Genomic DNA, 20,731 nt, shown 5'->3' with positions numbered 1-20,731 from the left:
TTCGCTACCTTAGGACCGTTATAGTTACGGCCGCCGTTTACCGGGGCTTCGGTTCTGAGCTTCTCCGAAGATAACCCATCCCCTTAACCGTCCGGCACTGGGCAGGAGTCAGACCCTATACGTCCACTTGCGTGTTTGCAGAGCCCTGTGTTTTTAGTAAACAGTCGTTACCGCCAATTCACTGCGACCCATTTCCGCTCCAGCCGCGAGGGCTTTCACGTACATATGGGCACCCCTTATTCCGAAGTTACGGGGTTAATTTGCCGAGTTCCTTAGCCAAAGTTCTCTCACGCGCCTTAGTATTCTCAACTCACCCACGTGTGTCCGTTTCGGTACGGGCACTCGGTCGTCAACGTTTAGAAGTTTTTCTTGGAAGCATGGACTCAATCACTTTACGAGGCTAATGCCTCTCGTACTCGCTTCTCAGAGTATTGAAAAGAGGTTTTACTTGTCTTTTCCTCCTACAAGCTTGAACCGGGATATCCAGCACCCGGATGACCTATCCTTCTCCGTCACTCCATCACTCAAACCGAATGGTACGGGAATATTAACCCGTTTTCCATCGACTACGCCTTTCGGCCTCGCCTTAGGTCCCGACTTACCCTGGGAGGACGAGCCTTGCCCAGGAAACCTTGGGTTTACGGCGAGGTGGATTCTCACCACCTTTATCGCTACTCATGCCTGCATTCTCACTTCCCAACAGTCCAGGCTTCCTTACGGTAACCCTTCAACCCGTTGGGAACGCTCCCCTACCGCTGCGTACAAGTACGCAACCCGCGGCTTCGGCAACGAACTTAGCCCCGGTTCATTTTCGGCGCAAATCCGCATCGACCAGTGAGCTGTTACGCACTCTTTAAAGGGTGGCTGCTTCTGGGCCTACCTACTGGCTGTCTATGCCAATTCACATCCTTTACCACTTAGTTCGTATTTAGGGGCCTTAGCCGGCGGTCTGGGCTGTTTCCCTTTCGCCGATGGGACTTATCTCCCACCGACTGACTCCTGTGCTAACCCAGCGGCATTCGGAGTTTGTCTGGGTTTGGTAGATCTTTCGACCCCCTAGTCCAATCAGTGCTCTACCTCCGCTAGTCATCACACAAGGCTATACCTAAATATATTTCGGGGAGAACCAGCTATCACGAATCTTGATTAGCCTTTCACTCCGATCCACAGCTCATCCGACAGGTTTTCACCCCTGACCGGTTCGGGCCTCCACAAAGGTTTTCTCTCTGCTTCACCCTGGCCATGGATAGATCGATTCGCTTCGGGTCTATCCCCAGTGACTGGCGCCCTATTCAGACTCGCTTTCGCTACGACTACACCTATTCGGCTTAATCAGGCCACTGAGGATAACTCGCAGGCTCATTAGGCAAAAGGCACGCGGTCAGGCATTTCCACGAATGGACATAGCCCTTCCACTGGTTACAAGCAGATGGTTTCAGATTCTATTTCACTCCCCTCACTGGGGTTCTTTTCACCTTTCCCTCACGGTACTGGTTCACTATCGGTCAACGGCACGTATTTAGCCTTGGATGGTGGTCCACCCAGATTCCTCCAACATTCCACGTGTGCCGGAGTACTCGGGATCCCTCTAGGGCTCATCAAAGTTTCGCTTACAGGGCTATCACCTTCTGTGGCAAGACTTTCCAGACTATTCTGCTACTTATCAAAGTCCCATACTGAGGTCCCACAACCCCGAAAGGAAAATCCTCTCGGTTTGGGCTCTTCCCCGTTCGCTCGCCGCTACTAAGGGAATCTCGGTTGATTTCTTTTCCTGGGGGTACTGAGATGTTTCACTTCCCCCCGTTAGCTTGCCATCGCTATATATTCACAATGGCATGACCAAGGTTTGCTCGGTCAGGTTTTCCCATTCGGAAATCCCCGGATCAAAGCCTGTTAAGCGACTCCCCGAGGCTTATCGCAACTTACTACGTCCTTCATCGCCGTCCGTTGCCAAGGCATCCACCTTCTGCTCTACATATCTTATCTGCGAGGCGTGAAAATCCTCGATAATACTAACAACACGATCAATTCTGTTTCTCAGCGTTATATTCAATTGTCAAAGATCAAAAAAGCATTCGAAATTCTTTTTTATGTGGAGGTGAACGGGCTCGAACCGTCGACCTCCTGCTTGCAAAGCAGGCGCTCTCCCAACTGAGCTACACCCCCTACTGGTGGGCCTAGTTGGATTTGAACCAACGACCTCACCCTTATCAGGGGTGCGCTCTAACCAGCTGAGCTATAGGCCCCCTGTTGCTTTATAAGCGCAGGAAATACTTTTTCGTAAAAAGCAGATGACGAGCGAAAAAGAGACAGATATCTCCGTGAAAAAGGAGGTGATCCAGCCGCAGGTTCCCCTACGGCTACCTTGTTACGACTTCACCCCAATTACCAGCCCTACCTTAGGAACTTGCCTCCCGAAGGTTAGCACAGCTACTTCGGGCAGAACCGACTTTCGTGGTGTGACGGGCGGTGTGTGCAAGGCCCGGGAACGTATTCACCGTGGCAATGCTGATCCACGATTACTAGCGATTCCAACTTCATGCAGGCGAGTTGCAGCCTGCAATCTGAACTGAGACTAGCTTTGATGGGATTGGCTCACCCTCGCGAGTTTGCGACCCATTGTACTAGCCATTGTAGCACGTGTGTAGCCCAAGACGTAAGGGCCATGATGACTTGACGTCGTCCCCACCTTCCTCCGGCTTGTCGCTGGCAGTCTCTTCAGAGTGCCCACCCGAAGTGATGGCAACTAAAGATAGGGGTTGCGCTCGTTACCGGACTTAACCGGACACCTCACGGCACGAGCTGACGACAGCCATGCAGCACCTGTGATAACTGTTCCGGGCAAGCCCGGAACCACCACATACTTTCGTATAGGCTTAAGTTAACATGTCAAGTCTTGGTAAGGTTTTTCGCTTAGCATCGAATTAAACCACGTGCTCCACCGCTTGTGCGGGCCCCCGCCAATTCCTTTGAGTTTCAGCCTTGCGACCGTACTCCCCAGGCGGGATGCTTAATGCGTTAACTACGGCAGGGAGAATTAAATTCCCCCTACCTAGCATCCATCGTTTAGGGCGTGGACTACCCGGGTATCTAATCCGGTTTGCTACCCACGCTTTCGTCCCTGAGCGTCAGTACCAAGCCAGTTGGCCGCCTTCGCCTCTGGTGTTCCTCCCGATATCTATGCATTTCACCGCTACACCGGGAATTCCGCCAACCTCTCTTGGACTCTAGTCAGGCAGTTTTGGATGCAATTCCAAGGTTAAGCCTTGGGATTTCACAACCAACTTGCCTGACAGCCTGCGGACCCTTTACGCCCAGTAATTCCGAGCAACGCTTGCCCCCTCCGTATTACCGCGGCTGCTGGCACGGAGTTAGCCGGGGCTTCCTCTGGAGGTACCGTCAAGACACAAGTGTCCCATCGTCCCTCCTGACAGAGGTTTACAACCCGAAGGCCTTCATCCCTCACGCGGCATCGCTGGGTCAGGCTTTCGCCCATTGCCCAATATTCCCCACTGCTGCCTCCCGTAGGAGTCAGGGCCGTGTCTCAGTCCCCATGTGGCCGTTCACCCGCTAAGGCCGGCTACCCGTCTTAGGCTTGGTAAGCCTTTACCTTACCAACTACCTGATGGGGCGTGGACTCATCCAAAGGCGATAAATCTTTTACCGCTGTATCCTTGGATACTGTGGTCTTATCCGGTATTAGCCCCGATTTCTCGGGGTTGTCCCAGACCCTAGGGTAGATTATCCACGTTGTACTCACCCGTTCGCCGCTTTACTCGCGACCGAAGTCACTTTCTCGCTCGACTTGCATGTGTTAGGCGTGCCGCCAGCGTTCGCTCTGAGCCAGGATCAAACTCTTCATAAGAATTTAAAAGAATTTACGGATACTGCTCTAGTTCGCCCGCTATCATCTGCTATTAAATTTTCAAAGATCAAGTTATCAAAATGGGTAGAATATAGTACTCACCCACCGGAAATTGTCAATTTAAAAAGAACAAGAAAAACAAAACAACTTCAAACAAAAAAATGAAGGTGAGCCATCATACTAACGGACGGTTTTGCTTTGGCAAGCTTTTTTTTCACTTTGAAGAAAAAACCGCTGGAAAGGGGCAAAAATCCGCCTTCTTTGCCCAGATTTTGAGAAAAGAGCCCCGATCGCCTTGCGCACGTGCGCCCTCCTCTTGAATTTAGGGAACGAATACGTAGAATTTTCCTTTCGAAAATACCGCGGGACAGAGAAACCCCGCTACGGTCTCCCCGAAAACATGCAAAAAAAACTTCCCAAGATAAAAATCTACAATTCCCTCTCGCAGAAAAAAGAAGATCTCATTCCCTTTGAGGGAGACAAGATCCGTATGTATGTCTGCGGTCCCACGGTGTATGACTCCGCTCATCTGGGACACGCCCGCTCGGCGGTATCTTTTGACGTGATACAGAGATTTCTCAGATACGCCGGCTACGACGTGCTATTCGCGAGGAACTACACCGACATAGACGACAAGATAATAACCCGTTCAAACCAGGAAGGTGTAAGCTGCGATGAGATATCCGAGAAGTACATAAAGGAATACAGAGAGGACATGGCTTCGATAGGGGTTGAGACTCCAGACGTCGAGCCCCGGGTAACCGAGCATCTGGAGCAGATAATAGCGCTCATAGAGAAGATAATGGAAAAGGGCTTCGCTTACCGCTCGGGCAACAACGTCTTTTTCTCCGTAAGAAAATTCCCGGACTACGGAAAGCTCTCCTGCAGGTCGCTTGATCACATGCTCGAAGGCGTGAGAATAGACGTAAACGAGGAAAAGGAAGACCCCCTTGATTTCGCGCTCTGGAAGGAATCAAAACCCGGCGAGCCTGCCTGGAAAAGCCCATGGGGAGACGGAAGGCCCGGATGGCACATAGAGTGCTCCGTTATGAGCATGGAGTATCTGGGAACGAATTTCGAGATACACGGAGGGGGAAAGGACCTCATCTTCCCGCACCACGAAAACGAGATAGCCCAGTCGGAGGCCGCCTCCGGAGAGCCGTTTGCAAAGTACTGGCTTCATAACGGTCTCATAAGAATAAACAAGGAGAAGATGTCAAAGTCCCTGGGGAACTTCTTCACGCTTTCTGAGGCAACAAAGAGATGGTCCCCGGAGGCCATAAGGCTCTTCTTCCTCTCGCACCACTACCAGAACCCCGCTGATTTCTCGGAAAAAAGTATGCATGACAGCGAGGCTGCGCTTGAGAGAATATACCTCGCCCTGCTGAGAGCCGCAGAGGCACGGGAAGCCAAGGGCTCCGACCCCGCACTTGAGGGTTCGATCAGGAAGTTCGAGGAGGATTTTCACTCCTCGATGAGCGACAACTTCAATACTGCCGACGTGGTGGGAAGCCTTTTTGATCTGATACGCTCGATTAACAGGTCGCTTGATTCGGTGGGAAAGACTCAAAGCGCGTCCCTAGCGCTTGAGAAGATAAAGGAGATATGCGGAGTGCTCGGAGTCCTCTCAGAGGAACCGGCCGAGTACATGGAGAAAAGAAAGTCCACCGCCAACCTCTCAGACATAGATCCTTTTGAGATAGAAAAGCTGATAGAGGAGAGAAACTCGGCCAGAGAGGAAAAGAACTGGAAAAAGGCCGATGAAATAAGGGACTACCTAAGTTCCAAGGGAATCGTGCTTGAAGACCGCCCGGGCGGCACCGACTGGAAAGCACAGAGAACCTGATACCAGTCCCTGAAGAAACGCTGCCTTTTTTCCTGCTTCGTGAAAACTGGTGGCGCGTAGTCGGGCAAAGCGGGAAAGAGCACGGACAGGAGGCAACACTATGTGGGGAGCCATAATTGGAGATATCGCGGGTTCGGTCTATTTATTCGTACCCTTCGAGACAGAGGAGGTTGAGCTCTTACAAAACAACTGTTTTTACACCGACGACTCGGTGTGTACCGCAGCGGTCGCGGAGATACTCCTTGACAACCTGCCCGCCGCGCCCACCCTGCAGCGATGGGGCCGGAACCATCCGAATCGTGGCTACGGCACCATGTTCAGAAACTGGATTGCGAGCCCTGATCCCCAGCCGTATCACAGCTATGGAAATGGAGCGGTAATGCGGGTGTCGCCGGCTGCCTTCCTTAACCGGAGCCATCCGCTCGAAGAGGCGCTTGCGGCCACCGACCGGGTAACCAGGATCACTCACAACCACCCCGAGGGCATGAAGGGAGCGAGGGCAGCGACGCACGCCATCTGGCTTGCCTTTCAGAAATACGAACCGAAGGACATACGCAAGACCATCGAGCGCGAATACGAATACGATCTCTCCAAGGCAGTTGATGATATCCGATCCGGATATTCCTACAGCAACACCTGCCAACAAACCGTTCCCGAAGCCATCACGTGCGCACTTGAATCAACAAGTTTTGAAGACGCCGTTCGAAACGCTATCTCTCTAGGAGGCGACTCCGACACACTGGCGGCGATAGCCGGGCCGATTGCCGAAGCTATGCATGGCATTCCTGATCACCTTGTGGCGCAGGCTGTGGATCAGTCCCTTTCCGGGGCCCCGGATATTGTCAAGGTGATGGAACGAATGTACAAGACGGCAGTCTGAACTTGAACGCAGGTCTAAGTACGAAGGGGTGCTAGAAAATCATTTCCGGACTTGCGACAAAACACAGGGCGGTTTATTTTTCGGTCCCTACACTTTTGATAAAGCCGCCCAGAAGCTGCAAGGGGCAAAAACACCGTAGAGAGGTTATTGATCACGTATCCTTCGCCTACAATTCAACCAAGTCCGACAAAGGCGTAATCAGATTAAACACACAGAGAGTATCGAAAAGGACTCTAAACGTCCGGGCTAAATATAAATTCCCATGTATTCCATGGCCCTTTTGACGTTCGCCGGGCTCTGGGTCTCCCCCCTGCAGCTGTACCAGCAGGAAGTGCACTTGGTTTTTTCGTAAAGATCCGGTTTGTAATCGCTGTAGTGGGCGGCTACGGGCATCTCGGAGCAGCGTTTTAAGTGTCCGCTCGGGGTAACGTGTATCTGATTGATGCCGGCCAGGCAGTCGGGAACGCTTCCCCTCTCGAAATAGCCCGGGATTTCCCTCAGGTAGTACTCGGTTGAGAGTATCGTTCCCTTCCACTTCTTTCGAAGCGCGATCAGTTCCTCTACAAGGTCACTTACCTTTGAGAGAGCTTCCCTTTTCACGAAGTGGTCTTCGTTGTTGGTTTTCATGACCGAGTAGGAACTGAAAGATATGGCTATGCCCCACTCCCTGGCCTTCTTCGCTATCTCGACCACCTCGTCGAGATTGTCTTCCATTATTATGGTGTTAAGCACGAGGCTTTTGTCGGGAAACCGCTCAGCCAGCTCGGGCAGGGTTTCTGACAGCTTTTTCCAGAGACCCGGAATGCCTCTGTATGTGTCGTGTTTTTCGCCCGGAAAATCAAGGGAAACGGCGATCTGATCCATCCCCGCGTCGAAAAGCTCTTCAGTTTTGTCCTCGGTAAGGAAATCTCCCTTGGTGACCATGGAAGTGAAAATGAATATGGAGCATCCCTTTATCTGTCTCACGATATCGGGAAGATCCTTTCTGATCATGGGCTCCCCGCCCGTGATTACCGTGACGAGGGGGTTTATTTTCTTTATTACGGGAGTGTAGTCAGAAAGACGCTCTTCGTGTTTTGTCTGCCAGTAGTCGCAGAAATCGCAGCGGGCGTTGCAAAGCTTTGTTATCTCAAGATTGAGGAGTTTCGGCCTTCCGGTGGCCTTTATGTAGAAATACTTTAATGTGCCGTTTAGGGCCTGTCTTGGATGTATCATCAACTCTATCCTTCCCGTCTATTATAAATTATCCGCGTGATTTACCAAACACCTACGCAAAACTGTATAATTAATGAAGAAACCAAGGGGAGGTAAAGCACTTGTCGGTAAAAACAATAGAAGTTGAAATCTACCAGTGTGATCACGTAAGTCCCGGAGGGGAGCAATGCGAACTTTCGGGAGAAAGAAACCAGATCAAGCAGTGCGTCAGGTGCGGAATAGATATCTGCAGTCGCCACTACCAGTTGATCACGGTTAACCGAAGCGGCAGCACTCTTCTTTCCTACTATTTCTGCTTTGATCACGCCGAGGAATTCATCAGCGCGCATATAGAAAACCTCGGAGATACAAGACCCACCGGAGCAGGCGGTATGGGGAAATAGGCAAATCCGGGGGACCAGCTCCAGAGAACCATGAAACTCTCAACCAAGCAGATCTCAAGGGAAATAGACCGAAGGACGATTGAGGAATTCGGAGTTCCGGGCGTCGTGCTGATGGAGAACGCCGGAAGAGCCGTGGCGTCGGTCATCCTCGCCGAGTGTCCCTCCGCAAAGAAAATGGCAGTTATCTGCGGCGCCGGAAATAACGCCGGGGACGGTTTTGTAATCGCGCGCCATCTTATTTCCTCGGGAAAAGAAGTAAGCGTCCACATCGCGGAGAAGAAGGAACGCTACAGGGGTGACGCGAAAACGAACCTCGACTCGCTTCTCGAGATCGAAGCCGACGTAAGGGAGCTCGGCGGAAAACTTCCCAGGATAAAAGACACGGAAGTCATAGTCGACGCCATCTTCGGTACCGGGCTCGACAGAGATGTGGAAGGATTTTACGAGAAGCTCATAAAATTCATAAACCGCCAGAGCGCTCGGCGCATTTCCGTCGACATACCCTCGGGACTTGACGCCGATACGGGGCGGCCTCTCGGGGCAGCGGTGCAGGCCGACGTTACCGTCACTTTCGCCCCGGCGAAACTCGGGATGTGCATTCACCCGGGAGTGGATTACTCGGGAAAACTCTGCATAACGGACATAACAATCCCCAAGACGCTTTGGGAGGATCTTCCCCTTGAGCTTCTCACGTTTCAAAAATGCCGTGGCCTCATTAAAAAAAGGGCCGCCGATTCACACAAGGGAACCTACGGACATCTTCTCGTGCTCGCAGGCTCTCCGGGAAAAAGCGGGGCTGCGGTCCTCTCCGCTGAAGCAGCACTTCGCGCCGGAAGCGGACTCGTAACCTTAGGGGTTCCAAAAAGCATATCCTCAGCTGTTGAGGAAAAAACAACTGAGGTAATGTCCGTTTCGCTTAAGGACTCAAAGGACGGAACCTTCCATCCCGACGCCTACGAAGAGGTGCTCCGGGAACTTGAAGGGAAAAAGACGGCGCTTGCCGTCGGCCCCGGGATATCGACCTCCAAAAGCGCAGGGAAGTTTCTTGAGAAGGTGATAACCCAGTGCGAAGTGCCGGTCACGCTCGATGCCGACGCTCTTAACATAATTTCAAAGGACCCCGAGATTCTAAGGAAAACAAAAATTCCCGCGGTAATAACTCCGCACCCCGGGGAAATGGCAAGGCTCTGCGACGTAAGAACAAAACAGGTGCAGGATGACCGCGTCGGGATCTCGACCCGTTTTTCCGAAAAATACGGCTGCTACGTCGTTCTTAAGGGGGCGAGAACAGTTGTCTCTACCCCCGGCGGGGAGGTGTTCATAAACCCAACCGGAAATTCCGCCATGGCCACGGCCGGAACCGGAGACGTGCTTACGGGAATAATCGGGGGACTCGCAGCCCAGGGATACGACCCCCTTCAGTCCTGCCTGCTCGGCGTTTTCTTACACGGCCACGCGGCCGACCTTCTTTTAGATGAAACGGGCACCGCGGGCTTTACCGCCTCCGAAATATCGCGTAAAATCCCCGCTTCAAGAAATTCCGTCATCTCGTCCACGGAAGAAAGGCATTTCGCCACGGTAAGGTAGTTCCCATGGACCCCGCATTCCTACTAGAAGTGAGCAAACCCGAGCAGACTATGCTTTGCGGCGAGATAATGGGGAAACTCATACCCCGGGGCTCCGTAGTGGGACTCACGGGAGATCTTGGGGCGGGAAAAACGGTTTTCGCCAAGGGTCTTGCCCGCGGCCTGGGAATAGAGGAGGAACCCAACAGCCCCACATTCGTCATAATGAACTGCTACGAAGGCAGCGTGCCTCTTTTTCACTTCGATGTCTACAGGCTGTCTGGCGGCGCAGAGTTCGAGGATACGGGCTATGAGGAATTTTTCTACGGAGACGGAGTTTCCGTCGTGGAATGGGCGGACAAGGTGCGGGATGTATTACCGGGAAACGCTGTTATAATTGATATCCAATTCCCGCCCCAAGGGGATGAGGAATCGAGAACAATAAAGGTTGCAGGTAAGGGAAAATGGCTCTTGTCGTTCAGAAATACGGCGGAACAAGCGTTGCTAGCATCGAGAAAATAAGGCGCGTAGCCGAGCACATAGTAGCAACGAAAAAGAAGAAAAACGACGTGATAGCGGTGGTTTCCGCCATGGCGGGCGAAACCGACAGGCTGGTCGGCCTCGCAAAAGAGATAATGGACCCTCCCGATGAAAGGGAGTTTGACGTTATAACCTCAAGCGGGGAGCAGGTATCTTCCGGCCTTGTGGCGATGACGATAAAATCGCTTGGGCAGGACGCAATATCTTTTCAGGGACACCAGATAAGGATCACCACCGACAACATTTACTCCAAGGCGAAGATAAAGTCGATTGACGACAGGAACATCCGTGTTGCCCTAGGTGAAAAAAAGGCGGTCGTAGTAGCGGGATTCCAAGGAGTCGACGAGAACGGGAATCTTACCACGCTCGGGCGGGGAGGCTCCGACCTGACCGCGGTGGCGCTCGCGGCCGTGATGGGAGCCGACGCGTGCGAACTCTACAAGGATGACGTGGACGGGGTATACACCACGGATCCCGAGATCTGTCCTGACGCAAGAAAACTCAGTTGTATCTCCTATGACGAGATGCTCGAGATGGCGTCTTTGGGCTCCAAGGTGCTTCAGGCCCGCGCGGTGGAATTTGCAAAAAAATTTAAAGTGCCTATACATGTTAAGTCAACTCCGAGGCCCGAGGACGAAGGAACGTGGGTCTTGGATGAGGAAAAAGTTATGAAATCCATGGAAGAAGTTCTAGTATCGGGAGTCTCTTACGACAGGGATCAGGCTAAGATCACCGTGACCCAGGTGCCCGATCAGCCCGGCATAGCGGCCAAGCTTTTCTCGTCGCTTGCGGACAATAACATAGTGGTCGACATGATCGTTCAGAACGTTAGCACGGAAGGGTTTACCGATCTCACGTTCACCGTGCCCAAGTCGGATTTCAAGAAATCAATAGAACTCTCTGAGAAGATGGCCCGGGAGCTAGGGGGAAAGCAGGTTCTCTCTGACAACCTTATCTCCAAGGTCTCCCTGGTGGGAGTGGGGATGAAGACCCACTCCGGAGTGGCTTCGCACATGTTCAAGACGCTTGCAAACGAGGGAATTAACATTATGATGATAAGCACTTCGGAAATAAAAATCTCCTGCGTGCTTGAGGAAAAAGATACGGAGACCGCAGTAAGAACCCTTCACGACGCTTTTAATCTTGGAAAAACCAATGAGTAAATCGAGAACCGTTGAGATATACGACGTGACCCTGCGTGACGGAACCCAGGGGGAAAACATATCCTTTTCCATACACGACAAGATCCGGATAACGCAAAGACTGGATGACCTCGGGGTGCATTACATTGAGGGCGGATGGCCCGGCTCTAACGAGAGGGACAAGGGGTATTTTGAGGAAGCGAAGAAACTGGGGCTTAAAAACGCGAGCGTCGCGGCTTTCGGAAGCACAAGACGCGCAAGGAAAAGCTGCGAGGAAGACGCTAGCATACAGGCACTTCTGGAGGCCGAAACCCCGGTCGTGACGATCGTCGGGAAAAGCTGGGACTTCCAGGTCACAGAAGCTCTAAAAATAGAGCTTGAAGAGAACCTCGAGCTCGTACATGACTCGATCGAGTACCTGAAACGCCACGTGGACAAGGTGTTTTTTGACGCCGAGCATTTTTTTGACGGCTGGAAGAGAAACTCCGAGTACTCGGCGAAGGTTCTTGAGACCGCCTACGGGGCGGGGGTCGACACGGTCGTTTTATGTGACACAAACGGCGGCTCCATGCCTTGGGACGTCGAGGGCGCCATAAGGGAAGTTAACGGCATGTTCGATAACCCGAGCCTAGGAATACACACCCATAACGACAGCGAGGTCGGGGTCGCTAACACCCTTTACGCCGTAAGGGAGGGAGCGTCCCAGGTCCAGGGAACCATGAACGGGTACGGGGAGCGATGCGGAAACGCCAATCTCTGCGCCATAATACCGAATATCGCCCTAAAGCTCGGGATGAAATCCCTTTCCAAGAAAAACCTGAGGAAACTCTATTCCGTGTCCCACTTCATTCATGAGCTCACCAATCTTGCACCTCTCAAGAAGCAGGCATTTGTCGGTGAGAGTGCCTTCGCTCACAAAGGGGGAATCCACGTAAGCGCCGTAATGAAGAATTCAGACACCTACGAGCACGTAGAGCCCCAGAGCGTCGGCAACAGGAGGCGGGTGCTGGTCTCTGACCTCTCCGGACGAGCCAACATAGCTTATAAGGCGCAGGAACTGGGAGTGGAAATAGACCCCAAGGACGAAAGGATCATTGAGATACTGAACGAACTTAAGGTTCTCGAGAACCAGGGTTACGAGTTCGAAGGGGCGGACGCGTCTTTTGAACTGCTGCTGAGAAAAACCCTCGGAACATACAAAAAGCGGTTCTACCTGAAAAACACCCGGACACTGGTCGAAAAGCGGGAAGCAGACGAGGAACCGCTCTCGGAGGCCACCGCGGAAGTCCAGGTAAACGGCGTCACGGAATATACGGTGGCAAGGGGAACCGGCCCCGTGAGTGCGATAGACAGGGCCCTGAGGAAATCGCTTGAGAAATTTTTTTCCGGGCTTAAGACCCTGCGGCTACTAGATTACAGGGTAAGAGTAGTTTCGAGGTCGGGCGGTACCGACTCCGTGGTAAGGGTGCTTGTGGAATCGGGAGACGGGGAGAAGAGATGGAGCACGGTGGGGGTTTCCGACAACATAGTGGAAGCGAGCTGGAAAGCTCTTGTCGACAGCATAGACTACAAGATCTTAAAGGACGAGCTCGAAGCCCGAGATTAACCCTGCGCCCGTTTCGCACTCCCTCTTTTTATTACTGCCCCGAGATGTTTGCGGTTTCTCTCTCTGGCAAGCCTCATCTGCTTCTGTCTTTCCTCAAGCGATGAAATCCTCTCAGGAGTAAGCTTTGCGTGGCAGCGGGGGCACGATACTCCCTCACGGAACTCCTCGGACTCCCTGTCCTCCGGAGATACCGGGGCCCTGCAGTTTCTGCACGTGCTCCAGATCCCCCTAGAAAGGTCGTGGCCGACCGAAGTGCGGTCGTCAAATACGAAACACTCCCCTTCCCAGAGACTCTGCTCGCGTGGAACCCGCTCGAGGTAGGAAAGCACCCCTCCTTCAAGCTGGTACACCCGCTGAAATCCCCGCTCGAGAAGATAGGATGTCGCTTTCTCGCACCTTATCCCGCCCGTGCAGAACATCGCAACCTCCTTGTGCTCCGCGGGGTCGAGGTTTTTCCTCACGTACTCGGGAAACTCCCTGAAGTGCTCCGTCTCGGGATTAACGGCCCTCTTGAAGGTTCCGACACGGTTCTCATAATCGTTCCTCGTATCTATAAGTAGCACGTCGGGACGGCTTATAAGCTCGTTCCACTGCTCGGGCGGTATGCGCTGCCCCGAGAGACGCTGCGGCTTTATGCCGCTTACGCCCATAGGGACCAGCTCTTTTTTGAATTTCACCTTAAGCCGGTGAAATGGGCTTTTTTTGTTGTAACTAAGCTTGTACTGTGCGCCCGAGAGCCTGGTGTCGCTCTCAAGATAGGCAATAAGCCCGTCTATGCCCTCCCGGGAACCCGCCACGGTGGCGTTTATTCCCTCAGGGGCAAGAATAAAGGTGCCGTTTATACCGTTTTTCTCACAAAGCGAGAGCAGGGAGTTCTTTATTTCGAAAAGGCCGTCAAGATCAACGAACTTGTAGAAGGAAAGGACGGCAATGTCACGGCTGTCGGGCTGTTTATTCATCCGCCCCTACCCCGCTCAGGCTCTCCCACTTTGAGAGGTAAGCCAGAAGATGCCGGCGCCTTTCGGGGCTCTCAGCCTCTTGCTTTATCATGTCGCGAAGCAGGCGCTGTTCCTCTGCGTACTGTTCTGAATCGAAGTGTCCGATCGAGTGGGCCATCCTGAGCCACAGAAGATAGGTAGTAAGAGCGTCGCACTCGTTATAGGCGACTATCTCGTCGAGCCTTCCCTCAAGCCACATCGGAGCAACCTGCTTTCCATCCACCCCCTCCATCTTGCCCGGGATTCCGCTTACAACCGATATTTCGTGAAGAGACGGGGTGCCCTTCCCCCACGCGCTTACGCAACGCATCAAATCGACGTTCCAGTCGCTTCCGCGGGCGAAAAAATCGGCTCCTTCCCAAGGTCTGTTAGGTCTCTGCGTGAAAAAACCTCCGTAAAGTCCGTGCTTGATCATTCTCTGCGCGAGAATCGGTATGTCTGCCCCCGATGTGTTGTACCCCACAAGCTGCGGGTGGTACTTGTCGAGAATCTTGAAAAAGTCCTCTATGATTCTTCTCTCCGAGCAGTCTTCGTCCGATGTAGGAATTGACGGAATGGAGTGGAGTTTGAGTCTTGCCGTAGCACCGTCCCTATCAGATTCCCGGAAGACCATCGAGATCGACACTATTTTCGAGAGGACCGTCTTGAGAAACGGCATCGGCTCTTCCTCGGTCGCCCCGCCCTGCTCCCACATGAACTCGATCACCTCGCCGTCGGACATGTCTTTGGGAAGTTCGTACGCCACCTTTCCCGACTCGGGATCGGGAACCCACTCTACATCGAAAGCGAGAACCTGGGATTTTACGTCTCTGAACATCGGCCGCGGTCAGCTCCTTATGTAGGTGCGCATGAAAAGTATTATCGCGAAAAGGGTCGGTGCAAGCAAAAACGCCTGGGAAATAAGTATCCCCTTGAGCCTTGTTATCTCGAACCCGTGCTCAACAACCAATGTGTACCGGGGTGTTTGCGAGGTGACACTTGTAAAAGACTGGATCACGTAACCTGTCGGCCCGGGGTTTTCGAACTCGAATATCTTCACTCCTCTCTTTCCCATGTAACTGTACCTTTTCTTAGAATCGGGCACATTGAGTTCCACGTTTTCCGCGTCGGAAGCTTTTCTCAGGTAAACGACTATCGAGTTCTCATCGACGGAGTCCCCGCTTGCCTCTCCTTCCTCGAAAGCGCTCTTGTACTGGTGGTAGATTGAATAAAGCCCCTTTTCCTCAAGCCTGATTGAGTGGCTTCCCGGAAAAGTGTATTCGTTAAGCGTCGCGCCGAGCCCCGTGAAACTTTTTACTACGTTATAAAAGAAAAGCCCCCCTCCGAGCAGAAACAGCACTATGCAGAAAATGTAGATTCTTTTTTTCTTCCTGTCTTCCATTGATTTTATACCTGCTTAAGAATCCGCTTTGTGCGGATTTGAGATGCACGTAATTATACTGCGAAAAGTTCTGAGAACCACTATATAGTTTCCTCCTAACCTAGAATTCTTCCTGGAAAAGGAAAAATTCTGTTTGACAAAGCGATAGAGGTCTGGAATAATCCCGCGGATATTAAATTTCTAGAGGTAGGTATTATAATGCAGGGAACTGTAAAATGGTTTAATAGCTCCAAAGGCTATGGATTTATAACATCCAGCGAAGTACAGGATGATGTTTTTGTTCATTACACCGCTATTGAGGGCGAGGGTTACAAGACTCTCAATGAAGGTGACGAAGTAACCTTTGAGATCACTCAAGGTAAAAAAGGACCCACCGCAACAAACGTTGTGCCTGCTTAAGAGTTCGCTTCGCGCGGATTTAAGATCCACGCAGGTATACAGCGAAACACTTTGAGAACTACTGTATGGACTCCTCCGTACCCAGGATTTTCTCTGGAGACGGGGGAGATACAGTTTGACAAAGCAATAGAGGTGTGGAATAATCCCGCAAATATTAATTTAGAGGTAGGTATTATAATGCAGGGAACTGTAAAATGGTTTAATAGCTCCAAAGGCTATGGATTTATAACATCCAGCGAAGTACAGGATGATGTTTTTGTTCATTACACCGCTATTGAGGGCGAGGGTTACAAGACTCTCAATGAAGGTGACGAAGTAACCTTTGAGATCACTCAAGGTAAAAAAGGACCCACCGCAACAAACGTAATAAAGACTTCCTAAGGGAATTCAGAATCCGGTTATTTTGTTTCCTAGGGAAAAATCCCGGTTTTTAACTGACGGGAAAGTTGCGTTTGCGGTTTGAAAATACGCAAATCATGTACTAACTTTACTGTCTGAATATTTTAGATCGCAAGGAAGGTATTCAAAATGGACTTGAGCAATCAGGAGATAACTAGGTACAGCAGGCACCTTATAATGCCCGAAGTCGGCATTGAGGGACAGAAAAAACTCAAAAACGCAAAGGTCCTCTGTATCGGCGCCGGAGGGCTCGGGTCTCCGCTTGCTCTATACCTCGCGGCCGCGGGGGTCGGCACACTGGGAATACTGGACTTCGACGTTGTGGATTTCAGCAACCTGCAAAGGCAGGTGATCCACAGCGAGAAGACCGTTGGCACTCCCAAGGTGGAATCCGCAAGGGACCGACTCCTTGAGCTTAACTCCGATACCAATATCGTTACCTATAACGAGATGCTGAATTCGGACAACGCCATGGACATAATGAAAGACTATGACGTGGTCGTCGACGGAACGGACAATTTCGCCACGAGGTATCTCACAAACGACGCCTGCGTTTTCCTCGGAATTCCAAACGTCTACGGAAGCATCTTCAGGTTCGAGGGTCAGGTAAGCGTGTTCGACGCGAAAAGAGGCCCCTGCTACAGGTGTCTCTATCCGGAGCCCCCTCCCCCGGGACTGGTGCCAAGCTGCGCCGAAGGAGGAGTACTGGGAATACTGCCCGGAGTTGTGGGAACCATTCAGGCATCAGAGGTCGTAAAGCTTATAATCGGCGAGGGAACGCCCCTTATAGGAAGGCTTCTTTTCATTGACGTCCTTAACATGGAGCCGAGGATACTGAAGCTCCGAAAAGATCCCAACTGCCCCGTCTGCGGCGAGAACGCGACCGTGACCGAACTCATAGACTACCAGGAGTTCTGCGGTATCGGCCGAGGCGAAGAGGTTGAAGAGGAAAAACCCAAGGTTGAGGAGATAACCGTTGAGGAATTCAGCTCTATCAAGGAAAACGAGGCCGACTTCGTTCTGATCGACGTGAGGGAGCCCCATGAGTACGAGATATGCAACATCGAGGGCTCAAGGCTTATTCCCCTCGGCGAACTCAAGGACAGGACGGACGAGCTTGATCCCAAGGACGACATAGTCATTCACTGCCACCACGGTGGGAGAAGCATGAAGGCTGCGACTTTCCTTGCCGAGCAGGGTTTCAGCAAGGTTAAGAACCTGAAGGGCGGCATAGACGAGTGGGCTGAGAAGTACGACTCGGAAATGGCCAGGTACTGAGGATACGGGGGGTTGGAGAGAGGAAAGCGGAAGCTTTTTTCTGGGCGGAGAGGGAATCGAACCCTCACGGGCTAAAGCCCAACGGCTTTTGAGGCCGTCGCGTCTACCTATTCCGCCACCCGCCCTTAAGATAGGGGACTATTATTCTCGCTAAAACCGGAGAAATCAACAGGATCACTCCCTGAGAAAGTAAAACCCGAACGCCGCTATCACTATGCAGTGATCTATGGTGCCTTCCCTTATGTATCGTTTTATTTCCTGCGGAGAGACAAGCAGGGTTTCTATGTCTTCCGTAGTATCAAAAGACGGTTCCGACGTCCGCTCACACCCGGATGCAAGGAAGGTATAACAGGAGTTTGACATAAAAGCCGGGTTCGGCCTGACGCACCCTATTTGCTCCCACTGAGTGGAGGTGAACCCAGTTTCCTCAAGGAGCTCCCTGCGCGCGCACTCAGCAGGACTTTCCCCCGGATCGATCATTCCGCCCGGGATCTCGAGCGTGATCTCTCCGGTGCCGTGGCGAAACTGCCTTATCAAAACGATTTCACCGGCTGGCGTAACGGCGATAATGTTAACCCAGTCGGGAGCGTCCATTACGTAGAAGTCGTGGACGGTACCGTCTTTGGGCGAGACGGTGCTTTTCTTTTTCGTCGAAAAAATTCTGTAGTCATTGAGTGGAGTGCTCTTTTGAAGCTTCCATTTCTCTGGCATTTTGATAGTTTAACAAACCCCGATTCTCTTGTTAAACTAGAGAGGGTTTTTCACAAACTGCGGAAAATTGTTTATGAAACTCCCGAAAAAACGACAGTTCCGTAGCGTCATTAGAACAGAAAACTGCACGGAGAGATGACCGAGTGGCCGAAGGTGCACGCCTGGAAAGCGTGTAGGGGGTTTACGCTCCCTCGTGGGTTCGAATCCCACTCTCTCCGCCATTGACTTGAAACGAATTTCTTACGCCCCTGACGGTATAATTTCAAAAGCCAGAGATTGGTACTAACCTCAATTGCAAGAGAAATCAGAATGCGGAATTAGAGATGAACTGGGAATTATTGATTGACTTGCACAAGAGCAACGACCGGCAGGGTCCGGGAAGCGAAGAGCAAACGAAAATGGCGATAACCCTGTCGGGTTTATCCTGTGCTTCCGAGATACTGCGGGTTGCCGATATAGGGTGCGGAACCGGAGCCTCAACGTTGGTGCTGGCGGAAAATCTGAATGCCAACATCACAGCCGTTGATCTGTTCCCTGAATTTCTGAGTGTGCTGACGACCAATGCTGAGAAACAAGGACTGGCCGACAAGATCAGAACACTGGCCTGTTCCATGGACGACCTGCCGTTTGAAGAAGGAAGCCTTGATGCCATATGGGCCGAGGGCGCAGTTTACAACATGGGCTTCAAAAAAAGCGTTACCTATTTCAAACGCTTCTTAAAATCTGGCGGCATACTAGCCGCATCTGAAATCACGTGGCTGACGCAGAGCCGCCCGGATGAAATCAGATCCTACTGGGACAATGAATATCCGGAAATTGCCACCGCCGCGGATAAAATCAGGGTGCTTGAGGAACAAGGATTTATTCTGAAGGGCTATTTCCCTTTGCCTGTATCTTGCTGGATTGATAACTACTACGATCCGCTACGAAGCGGCTTTGATGCATTTCTGGCCAGGCACAATACCGAGGAAGCAAAGGAGGTCATTGATGCGGAAACAAACGAGATCACGCTCTATGAAAAATACCGGAACTATTACAGCTATGGCTTTTACATTGCCCGCAAGTCCTGAAGTGACCAAGGTAAACAGGCAATCACAGCGTAATTTACGGCAATTGCTGTTTCCCGTATAGTTCAAACACACCGCAAGACTCAGATAAGCCCAGGTACGATCATTTTATAAGCTCTATCTTGTCTTCAAGATTCGGCACAAGACACAGAAACTCAAAAGGCTCATCGCCATCAACTTCATACCAGTGCGGCACCCCGGCAGGAATAAAGACTACGTCATCCTTCTCGACGTTATACACATCGTCTCCAATTCCAATCCGAGCCCTGCCACCAAGCACGTACTGCTCATGCTCAACTGCGTTGGTATGAGCGGGGATATCACCCCCGGGCTGCATAACAAATTTTCTCATCGCGAAGTTCGGACCTTCCTCCGGGCTGATGAGAACCTGCCTTGAAGTACCCTGCCCTGCTCCGATAATCGTACTCTCTACTTCTTTAACTTTCTTTACATACATAATTTTTTTATTATAGCACAGAAAAGACGGATTATTCCATAGACATTTAGGGGGATTATATGCAGTCCCGGCTGACCTTAACGAGTGGGCATCAGCCTCTCCTGTCTTTTCCGGAGCGGCTATTTTGCGAAAACCATCTCGTTGTCTCTATTCGGCAAAACCGACAGAAGCTCAAAAGGCTCCTCTCCGTAAGCTTCATACCAGTGCAGCTCTCCGGCGGGGATAAACACAATGTCGCCCTTCGCTACTTCATAAACCTGGTCCCCGATTCCGACTCTGGCCGTACCGCCTAGAACATACTGTTCATGCTCGGCGCCACTTGTATGAGCGGGAATGCCGCCCCCAGGTTCGATGACAAGCTTTCTCATAGAGAAATTAGGACCCTCATCGGGACCTATTAGCATCTGTCTTGAAACGCCATTGGCCGACTCCAAGACCTCGCTCTCTATATCATCAATTTTTTTTACATGCATGCGCTTTTACCTCCAACTGATTCCGACTTTTACTTATAGTATCCCACGCACTAGTGTCCCAACGTTTAATCAAACAATTTCAGTTGGTTATGATGCTCTGGGTCGGCAGGAAAAACCAGTCCTTTCGTAAGTAGCTGATTTAACGGGATTTTCTCAAACAGGGTTAGGTTCAAAACCTGCAGAATTGTGTGGAAACTATGCTCAAGCCCAAGACGCTTTTTTATGATGGCTATGAGCACATAAACCGAAACCGCTATCCATACCTGGGACTTCACGGCGTTCTCCGAGGTTCCGTAGAAACTCTTGATTCTCAGGTGCTGCTTGATCCATTTGAAGAACATCTCAACATGCCAGCGATTTCTGTACAGTTCGCAAATGGTAATGGCAGGAAGCGAGAAATTGTTCGTGATGAAGACCAATTTCTTGTTACGCTCCTTATCCCGATACTTCACTGCACGCAGGTGTTCGGGAAAATCTTTGATGCTCTTTGGGCCTGAGAGTTTAATTGTCCAGTCGTAGATAAGTC

At 51.5% G+C, this 20,731-nt stretch carries 19 protein-coding genes, 4 tRNA genes and 2 rRNA genes; 12 read left to right on the top strand and 13 right to left on the bottom strand.

Features of this window, described 5'->3' with window-relative positions:
* The 4 genes from F4Z13_08070 to F4Z13_08055 form a co-directional block, all read right to left on the bottom strand.
* Window positions 1-1,986, bottom strand: a 23S ribosomal RNA gene (locus tag F4Z13_08070); the annotation flags it as partial.
* A 107-nt stretch (window positions 1,987-2,093) separates the two neighbouring features.
* Window positions 2,094-2,166: transfer RNA gene (locus F4Z13_08065), tRNA-Ala, on the bottom strand.
* 3 nt (window positions 2,167-2,169) lie between these two features.
* Window positions 2,170-2,246: transfer RNA gene (locus tag F4Z13_08060), tRNA-Ile, on the bottom strand.
* 80 nt (window positions 2,247-2,326) lie between these two features.
* Window positions 2,327-3,864: ribosomal RNA gene (locus F4Z13_08055) — 16S ribosomal RNA — on the bottom strand.
* Window positions 3,865-4,265: 401 nt separating this feature from the next.
* On the opposite strand from F4Z13_08055, the gene F4Z13_08050 reads away from it, so the two are divergent.
* The gene (locus F4Z13_08050) at window positions 4,266-5,711 is read left to right on the top strand and encodes a cysteine--tRNA ligase (protein MXZ49172.1); all 1,446 of its coding nucleotides are present in this window, start codon (window positions 4,266-4,268) and stop codon (window positions 5,709-5,711) included.
* A 100-nt stretch (window positions 5,712-5,811) separates the two neighbouring features.
* Entirely contained in the window at window positions 5,812-6,591 is a 780-nt protein-coding gene (locus tag F4Z13_08045) for an ADP-ribosylglycohydrolase family protein (GenBank protein MXZ49171.1), read from the top strand.
* A 246-nt stretch (window positions 6,592-6,837) separates the two neighbouring features.
* On the opposite strand, the gene F4Z13_08040 is transcribed toward F4Z13_08045, so the two are convergent.
* Window positions 6,838-7,806, bottom strand: a complete 969-nt coding sequence (locus F4Z13_08040) for a radical SAM protein (protein ID MXZ49170.1) — start codon at window positions 7,804-7,806, stop codon at window positions 6,838-6,840.
* A 101-nt stretch (window positions 7,807-7,907) separates the two neighbouring features.
* On the opposite strand from F4Z13_08040, the gene F4Z13_08035 reads away from it, so the two are divergent.
* The 5 genes from F4Z13_08035 to F4Z13_08015 are packed head-to-tail and all read left to right on the top strand — an operon-like array spanning window position 7,908 to window position 13,042.
* Window positions 7,908-8,189 carry a hypothetical protein gene (locus F4Z13_08035; GenBank protein MXZ49169.1) on the top strand — a complete coding sequence of 94 codons (282 nt, stop codon included), beginning with the start codon at window positions 7,908-7,910 and terminating at the stop codon, window positions 8,187-8,189.
* 30 nt (window positions 8,190-8,219) lie between these two features.
* Window positions 8,220-9,776 carry an NAD(P)H-hydrate dehydratase gene (locus tag F4Z13_08030; protein ID MXZ49168.1) on the top strand — a complete coding sequence of 519 codons (1,557 nt, stop codon included), beginning with the start codon at window positions 8,220-8,222 and terminating at the stop codon, window positions 9,774-9,776.
* A 5-nt stretch (window positions 9,777-9,781) separates the two neighbouring features.
* Complete coding sequence (gene tsaE / locus F4Z13_08025) at window positions 9,782-10,276, top strand: tRNA (adenosine(37)-N6)-threonylcarbamoyltransferase complex ATPase subunit type 1 TsaE (GenBank protein MXZ49167.1); 495 nt, start codon at window positions 9,782-9,784, stop codon at window positions 10,274-10,276.
* Complete coding sequence (locus F4Z13_08020) at window positions 10,219-11,457, top strand: aspartate kinase (GenBank protein MXZ49166.1); 1,239 nt, start codon at window positions 10,219-10,221, stop codon at window positions 11,455-11,457. The genes tsaE and F4Z13_08020 overlap by 58 nt, the downstream gene beginning before the upstream one ends.
* Window positions 11,450-13,042, top strand: a complete 1,593-nt coding sequence (locus F4Z13_08015; GenBank protein ID MXZ49165.1) for a citramalate synthase — start codon at window positions 11,450-11,452, stop codon at window positions 13,040-13,042. The genes F4Z13_08020 and F4Z13_08015 overlap by 8 nt, the downstream gene beginning before the upstream one ends.
* Here the strand turns inward: F4Z13_08015 and F4Z13_08010 are convergent.
* Genes F4Z13_08010 through F4Z13_08000 form a run of 3 tightly spaced genes read right to left on the bottom strand, consistent with a single transcriptional unit; the run spans window position 13,039 to window position 15,421 of the window.
* Complete coding sequence (locus tag F4Z13_08010) at window positions 13,039-14,001, bottom strand: rhodanese-related sulfurtransferase (protein ID MXZ49164.1); 963 nt, start codon at window positions 13,999-14,001, stop codon at window positions 13,039-13,041. The genes F4Z13_08015 and F4Z13_08010 overlap by 4 nt on opposite strands.
* Complete coding sequence (locus F4Z13_08005) at window positions 13,994-14,857, bottom strand: hypothetical protein (GenBank protein MXZ49163.1); 864 nt, start codon at window positions 14,855-14,857, stop codon at window positions 13,994-13,996. The genes F4Z13_08010 and F4Z13_08005 overlap by 8 nt, the downstream gene beginning before the upstream one ends.
* A gap of 9 nt (window positions 14,858-14,866) precedes the next feature.
* Window positions 14,867-15,421: a hypothetical protein gene (locus tag F4Z13_08000; GenBank protein ID MXZ49162.1), complete on the bottom strand. Its 555-nt coding sequence runs from the start codon at window positions 15,419-15,421 to the stop codon at window positions 14,867-14,869.
* Window positions 15,422-15,619: 198 nt separating this feature from the next.
* Between F4Z13_08000 and F4Z13_07995 the strand changes: the two genes are divergently transcribed.
* The 3 genes from F4Z13_07995 to moeB all read left to right on the top strand — a co-directional run bounded on the left by F4Z13_07995 (window position 15,620) and on the right by moeB (window position 17,497).
* Window positions 15,620-15,820, top strand: coding sequence for a cold shock domain-containing protein (locus tag F4Z13_07995; protein ID MXZ49161.1), 201 nt, complete (start codon window positions 15,620-15,622; stop codon window positions 15,818-15,820).
* A 177-nt stretch (window positions 15,821-15,997) separates the two neighbouring features.
* Complete coding sequence (locus tag F4Z13_07990; GenBank protein MXZ49160.1) at window positions 15,998-16,201, top strand: cold shock domain-containing protein; 204 nt, start codon at window positions 15,998-16,000, stop codon at window positions 16,199-16,201.
* A gap of 147 nt (window positions 16,202-16,348) precedes the next feature.
* Window positions 16,349-17,497: a molybdopterin-synthase adenylyltransferase MoeB gene (gene moeB / locus F4Z13_07985; GenBank protein MXZ49159.1), complete on the top strand. Its 1,149-nt coding sequence runs from the start codon at window positions 16,349-16,351 to the stop codon at window positions 17,495-17,497.
* Between the two features lie 41 nt (window positions 17,498-17,538).
* Here the strand turns inward: moeB and F4Z13_07980 are convergent.
* Window positions 17,539-17,622 (bottom strand) — tRNA-Leu (locus F4Z13_07980).
* 49 nt (window positions 17,623-17,671) lie between these two features.
* Entirely contained in the window at window positions 17,672-18,208 is a 537-nt protein-coding gene (locus F4Z13_07975; protein MXZ49158.1) for an NUDIX hydrolase, read from the bottom strand.
* Between the two features lie 129 nt (window positions 18,209-18,337).
* Between F4Z13_07975 and F4Z13_07970 the strand changes: the two genes are divergently transcribed.
* Both F4Z13_07970 and F4Z13_07965 read left to right on the top strand, forming a co-directional pair.
* Window positions 18,338-18,429: transfer RNA gene (locus F4Z13_07970), tRNA-Ser, on the top strand.
* A gap of 102 nt (window positions 18,430-18,531) precedes the next feature.
* Entirely contained in the window at window positions 18,532-19,278 is a 747-nt protein-coding gene (locus F4Z13_07965) for a methyltransferase domain-containing protein (GenBank protein MXZ49157.1), read from the top strand.
* Window positions 19,279-19,378: 100 nt separating this feature from the next.
* Here F4Z13_07965 and F4Z13_07960 read toward each other — a convergent pair whose 3' ends face one another.
* The 3 genes from F4Z13_07960 to F4Z13_07950 all read right to left on the bottom strand — a co-directional run.
* Complete coding sequence (locus F4Z13_07960; protein MXZ49156.1) at window positions 19,379-19,732, bottom strand: cupin domain-containing protein; 354 nt, start codon at window positions 19,730-19,732, stop codon at window positions 19,379-19,381.
* Between the two features lie 119 nt (window positions 19,733-19,851).
* Window positions 19,852-20,205: a cupin domain-containing protein gene (locus F4Z13_07955; GenBank protein ID MXZ49155.1), complete on the bottom strand. Its 354-nt coding sequence runs from the start codon at window positions 20,203-20,205 to the stop codon at window positions 19,852-19,854.
* Between the two features lie 65 nt (window positions 20,206-20,270).
* On the bottom strand, window positions 20,271-20,731 hold a 461-nt coding region (locus tag F4Z13_07950; GenBank protein MXZ49154.1), incomplete at its 5' end, for a transposase.

Source organism: Candidatus Dadabacteria bacterium (genome assembly GCA_009837205.1).
GTDB lineage: Bacteria > Desulfobacterota_D > UBA1144 > Nemesobacterales > Nemesobacteraceae > Nemesobacter.
The sequence above is the reverse complement of the archived record's forward strand: the minus strand, read 5'-3'. Positions and strand labels throughout refer to the sequence as shown.